Source organism: Streptomyces sp. PU-14G (assembly GCF_041028275.1).
GTDB lineage: Bacteria > Actinomycetota > Actinomycetes > Streptomycetales > Streptomycetaceae > Streptomyces.
The window spans coordinates 1-5,451 of the sequence record NZ_JASKYT010000486.1 but is presented as its reverse complement, the minus strand read 5'-3'; the positions used below and the strand labels follow the sequence as shown (position 1 = coordinate 5,451).

General features: G+C 76.0%; 4 protein-coding genes. 2 read left to right on the top strand and 2 right to left on the bottom strand.

The window, feature by feature from the left end:
* Positions 1-167: 167 nt before the first annotated feature.
* Positions 168-1,511 (top strand): polysialyltransferase family glycosyltransferase, encoded by a 1,344-nt coding sequence (locus AB8Z75_RS32015; RefSeq protein ID WP_369208173.1) that lies wholly within the window; start codon positions 168-170, stop codon positions 1,509-1,511.
* Between the two features lie 149 nt (positions 1,512-1,660).
* Here AB8Z75_RS32015 and AB8Z75_RS32010 read toward each other — a convergent pair whose 3' ends face one another.
* Positions 1,661-3,121 carry an amidase gene (locus AB8Z75_RS32010; RefSeq protein WP_369208171.1) on the bottom strand — a complete coding sequence of 487 codons (1,461 nt, stop codon included), beginning with the start codon at positions 3,119-3,121 and terminating at the stop codon, positions 1,661-1,663.
* Positions 3,122-3,313: 192 nt separating this feature from the next.
* Between AB8Z75_RS32010 and AB8Z75_RS32005 the strand changes: the two genes are divergently transcribed.
* Complete coding sequence (locus tag AB8Z75_RS32005; RefSeq protein WP_369208169.1) at positions 3,314-4,201, top strand: peptidoglycan-binding protein; 888 nt, start codon at positions 3,314-3,316, stop codon at positions 4,199-4,201.
* 180 nt (positions 4,202-4,381) lie between these two features.
* On the opposite strand, the gene AB8Z75_RS32000 is transcribed toward AB8Z75_RS32005, so the two are convergent.
* A partial coding sequence (locus tag AB8Z75_RS32000; protein ID WP_369208167.1) for a hypothetical protein occupies positions 4,382-5,451 on the bottom strand: 1,070 nt, incomplete at its 5' end.

Sequence of the window (5,451 nt, the reverse complement as noted above, 5' to 3'; positions counted from 1 at the left end):
GACCCGGGCTGTCAGGGCCCGGGCCCCGACGGCTCAACCCCCGACGGCTCGCCCCCCGACAGCCCGGGCCCTGACAGCCCGGGTCGGGAGGGTACGGGCGGTCCGGGACGGGACGCGTCGTCCGCGGGCCGGCAGCACGGCAGCACGAGCACGGAGGCGGCGGCCTGATGCGCACCCAGATCTTCTTCGCTTCCACCCTCTACGGCGCCGCCACCCTGGCCGCCGCGCTGGACGCGGGCCGCTTCGAGGCCGCCGACCAGCGGCTGCTGCTGGTCAGCAACAACGCGGGCAACCCGGAGACCGCGCCGGCGCTCGACGCGATGCCGGGCTTCGAGAGGCTGCGCGACCGCTTCGCGAGGGTGCTCTCCTGGAACGAGACGATCCGCCCCTTCCACCCTGGCGGCTGGTCGCTCCGCGCGGACGACGCCCCGCTGTGGGAGCGGCACCTGCGGATGCTGTGGAACCTGGGCGAGGGGCCCGAGGACGAGGTCCAGCTCGTCCTCGAATCGCTCCAGGTCGAGCCCGCGCTCGCGGTGGCCCGCCTGTTCGCGGACGCCCCGATCGACGTGTACGCGGACGGGCTGATGAGCTACGGCCCCACCCGCAACAAGCTCGACCCGCTGGTCGGCGGGCGGGTGCGCCGCCTGCTGCACCTGGACCTGGTGCCGGGTCTCGCCCCGCTGCTGCTGACCGAGTTCGGGGTACCGGCCGAGGTGGTGCCCACGGACGCCTTCCGCACCGTACTGGCCGAACTGTCGGCCGACGTGCCGCCCTCGGTGGACGAGGCACCCGAGGGCGGTGCGCTGCTGCTGGGCCAGTACCTGTCGGCGCTGGACATCCTGACCGTGGACGAGGAGGAGGAACTGCACCTGCGCATGCTGCGCGGGGCGGCTGCGCGGGGCCACGGGGAGGTCGTCTTCAAACCCCATCCGGTGGCTCCGGCGCGCTACTCCCGCGCTCTGGAGAAGGAGGCCGGCGAGCTGGGTGTCGGCCTGACGGTGCTCTCCTCGCCCGTGCTGGCGGAGGCGCTGTACGAGCGGATGCGCCCGGCGCTGGTGGTGGGCTGTTTCTCCACGGCGCTGCTGACCGCCTCGGCCTTCTACGGTCTGCCCGTGGTCCGTACGGGCACCGAGCTGCTGCTGGAGCGGGTCACGCCGTACGAGAACAGCAACCGGGTTCCCGTCACGCTGGTGGACGCCCTGCTGCCCGATCTGGACGCGACCGCCGGAGCCGGGTTCGTCCCCGCGGGGGGCCAGGAGGTGGCGGGGCTGGTCGGGGCGGTCGGCTTCTGCATGCAGCCGAGGATCTATCCTCACCTGCGCGAGGAGGCCGAGCGCTACCTGGCGGACCACCTGTCCCCCGCCACCCGCCGCTACTTCAAGCGCCGCAGGCTGACGTCGCTGGCTCTGCCGGGAGCGGTGCCGCGCCAGTTCGCCTTCGTGCCGCGCAACCCCACCGTCCGCCGCGTGGCCCGCCGCGCCCGTGCGCTCAAGCGGGCGGCGCTGGGCTGAGCGCCGGGTCTGACCCAGCCCAGGCCCAGGCCCGGACCGAACCCGGACGGCGACGACCCGGCCCGGACCGAACCCGGAGCGACGACCCGGCCAGGACCCGGACGGCGGCAGCCCGGCCAGGACCCGGGCCGGCCCTCACACCCACGGCGTCACCCCGCCGTCGGCCACCGCTCGTACCACCGCAGGTCCGCCTCCAGTTGGGCGGCCAGCGACAGCAGCAGGGGCTCGCTGTCGGCCGGGCCGAGGAGCTGGGCGCCCAGCGGCAGCCGCAGGTCGCCGGTGACGGCGGCGGGCACGTTGACGCCGGGCCAGCCCAGCACGTTCCAGGGCCACGCGTAGGGGCAGTGCGCGATCATCCGGCGGTCGGTCTGCCAGCCGCTCAGCCGCGCCAGATCGCCGACGCGGGGCGGCGGGGTGGCCGTCGTGGGGGCCAGCACCACGTCGTAGCGGTGGAAGACGCGGCCCACGTGGCGGCGCAGCGGGCCCTCGGCGGCACGTGCGGCACGCAGGACGGGGCCGCCCAGCAGCCGCCCGGTGCGGGCGGCGCTGCGGGTGCGCGGATCGAGCAGTGCGGCGTCGGGGGCGCGCCGGGCCCAGGCGCGGACGCCCGCCGTCGCCCGGGGCACGAACGTCAGGCCGATCGGCCCGTAGGACGGGTCGGCCTCCTCCACGTCGTGCCCGAGGGCGGCCAGCCGCTCGGCCAGCGCGCGCACGGCCGCCTCCACGCGCGCGTCCAGCCGCTTGGGGGTGGCCGTGAACGCCCAGCGGGTGGACAGCGCGATCCGCAGCCGCCCCGGATCGCGGGAGACGGCGGCCCGCGCCGCGATGCGCGCCGGCCGGTGCGGGTCTCCCGGGTGGTTGCCGCTCGCGGCGTCGAGCAGCAGCGCCGCGTCCTCGACGGTGCGCGCCAGCGGCCCGAAGACGGTGATGCCGTTGAACGACTCCGGGTCCGGCCAGGTCGAGATGCGGCCCCGCTGGGGTTTGACGCCGACCAGGTGCGTCCACGCCGCCGGGATACGGACGGAGCCCGCCCCGTCCGAACCCAGCGCCGCGGGCACCAGGCCGGCCGCGACGGCCGCCGCCGCGCCGCCGGAGGAGCCGCCCGGGGTGTGGTCGCGGTTCCACGGGTTGCGGGTGTCGCCGAAGGCGGGCCCCTCGGTGAACGGCCACTGCCCCAGCTCGGGGCTGTTGGTCTTGCCGACGACGACCGCTCCGGCGGCCCGCAGCCGGCGGACGACCTCCGCGTCGGCGGTCTTGACGGGGAAGTCGCCCGGACAGCCGAACGCGGTGGGCTCCCCGCACACGTCGGTGTCGTCCTTTACGGCCAGCGGCACGCCCAGCAGGGGCCGCCGCTCGCCCCGGGACAGCGCCGCGTCGGCCGCGTCCGCCTCGGCCAGTGCCGCCTCGGCGCGGACCCTGCGGAACGCGTTCAGCGTGGACTGCGTCGCCTCGATGCCGCGCAGCGCCCGCTCGGTCAGCTCCCGTGCGGTCACCTCGCCGTCCGCCAGCGCGGCCACGGCCGCCGCCAGGCCCGGCTGCCGCACGGGACCGGAGCCGTCACCGCCCGCACGCGGCTGTTTCGCGGGCCCCGCCCCGGTACCGGTCGCCATGGACACCTCGCACGCTGCTCGTCGCTCGTCCTTGTGGCCCACTGTCCCCGATCGGCGCCCAGTTCGAAACCCGCCAGTAACCGACCGGGCGGTGAGGCGCGGGCACACCCGAGGGCGTCCGCAGGTTCACGAAGTCGGCGCGCTGGGCAGTGATGGACCCGTACATCCGTCGAACCGTCCGGGGGGTTGGGGATGCACCGGAGGGGAACACCGGCGTACCGCCGCCTCACCGCGGCGACCGCCGCCGTGCTGGCCGCGGGGGCCGTCGCAGGTTGCCAGGCGAAGGGCACCGGCGCGCAGGAGCCGCTGATCCGCGTGTCCAAGGCGCCGCAACAGGCGCCCGCCGCACCGCCGTCGAAGCCCGCGTCGAAACCCAGCACGAAGGCCGCGCCCGCGCCGGCCGCCCGGACGCCGGACCCCGCGCCCCCCGCCCGGCCCGCGGCGCAGAACGCCGTCCGGATGGCCCCCGGCTCCCGCGGCGAGGACGTACGCGAACTCCAGGCCCGGCTCAGACAGTTGGGGCTCTTCGACCGCAACCCGACCGGCTACTACGGTTCCGTGACCGCGGGCTCGGTCTCCGCCTTCCAGAAGCAGCGCGGCATGCCGCGCACCGGCAAGGTCACCGACCCGGTCCTCACCGCGCTGCGCGCCCGCACCCACCAGCCCACCCGCACCGAGCTCCATCCGTCCACCTCCCGGCCGCCGGCCGCACCCGACCCGCGCTGCACGACGGGGCGGGCACTGTGCATCAGCAAGAGCAGCCGGACAGCGGCGTGGATGGTCGACGGCAAGGTGCGCACGGCGATGGACGTGCGCTTCGGGTCGGCCTACACGCCCACCCGCGAGGGCCAGTTCAAGGTCGACTTCAAGAGCCGCCACCACGTCTCGACCATCTACCACACCGCCATGCCCTACGCGATGTTCTTCAGCCGCGGCCAGGCGGTCCACTACTCCTCCGACTTCGCCGCCCGCGGCTACGCCGGGGCCTCCCACGGATGCGTCAACGTCCGCGACAAGAAAGCGATCGCCAAGGTCTTCGCGCAGATCCGCCCGGGGGACAAGGTGGTCGTCTACAAGTGACGCGGGGGACGCGACCACACCTGATGTGAGGGGCGCGGGCGGGACCGGGGGAACGTGTCCCGCCCGCGCCATCGCGCGAACCCAGAGGTACGGGGGGAACCTCGGGCTTACCGCGCCGCCGATGACCAGTCGGCTCACTCTCTTCAGCGCCGGGCCGCGCGAAAGTGTCACACCGGTTGGTCAGGGGCCGGATGTGGCACCTGTCACGGCACCGTTGACGCCGCCGGCCGTGCCCTGGCCCGGGCCGGCGGGGGCGGAGGGGGTGTCGCTGCCGCCCGTGCCGCCGGTGTCCGTGTCGCCGGTGTCGTCGCCCGGTACCGAGGGGTGGCTGCCGCCCCCCGTCGACCCGTCGGAGCCGTCTGACCCGTCGGAGCCTTCGTCCCCGTCGCCCGGGCCGCCCGGGGTGCCGCCCTGGCCGCCGCCGTCACCGCCTCCCGGCGTGCTGCCGCCCGAGTGGCCGTACTGGATGCAGAACTTGCGCACCACGGCGCGGCCACCCGCCGCGCGCTCCAGTTTCTTGCGGTCGTCCGCTTCGAGTTTGTTGGCCGTGTACGCCTTGCACAGGGCCACGGCGATGGCTTCCTTGCGGTCCTCGGAGTCGCCCAGCCCCTTGCCGGGTTTCTTGCCGGGCTGCTTGCCGGGCTTGTCGCCCTTGTGACCGCTGTCCTTGTCCTGCTTGCCTCCGCCGCCCGAGTTGGCCAGGTCGCGGGGGTCGCCGGGGTGTTTGCCGTCCTTGTGGCCGCCGTCGTCGTGCGACCGGCCGCCGCCGTCGCTCTCCCCAGGGGTGCGGCGTTCGCCGCCCGCGGTGTCGCGGCCTTCCGCGTCCTTGCCGCCGTCCGGGCTGCCCGCCTCGGGGTCCTCCCCCGTCGGGGTGGCGGCCGGGGAGACGGTGGCCGCGGGTGTGCCGCCGCCGGTGAAGGGCGTGGGCAGGACGCCCGTACCGGCCGCGACCGCGACGCCGCCGAGTGCGCACCCGGCGACGGCGACGGCGAATCCGGCGCGCAGGGGCCTGCCCGTCAGCAGGTACCGGGTGCGGCTGCGGCTGCGTTCCCGCCCGGCGCCGGTGCCGCGCCCGCCGGGTCTCTCTCCGAGGGCGCCTCCGGCAAGTCCCAGGTCGCCGCTGCTTGTGGCGTGGGCCGCAGCGGGCCCGGCCGAGCCGGCGCGCGGGCCGCCGAGGCGGGCGGCGCGGAACGCCTTGAGCGCCGCGGCCTCGCCGGGCAGTTCGACGGGCGCGGCACCGGGGGCGGCCT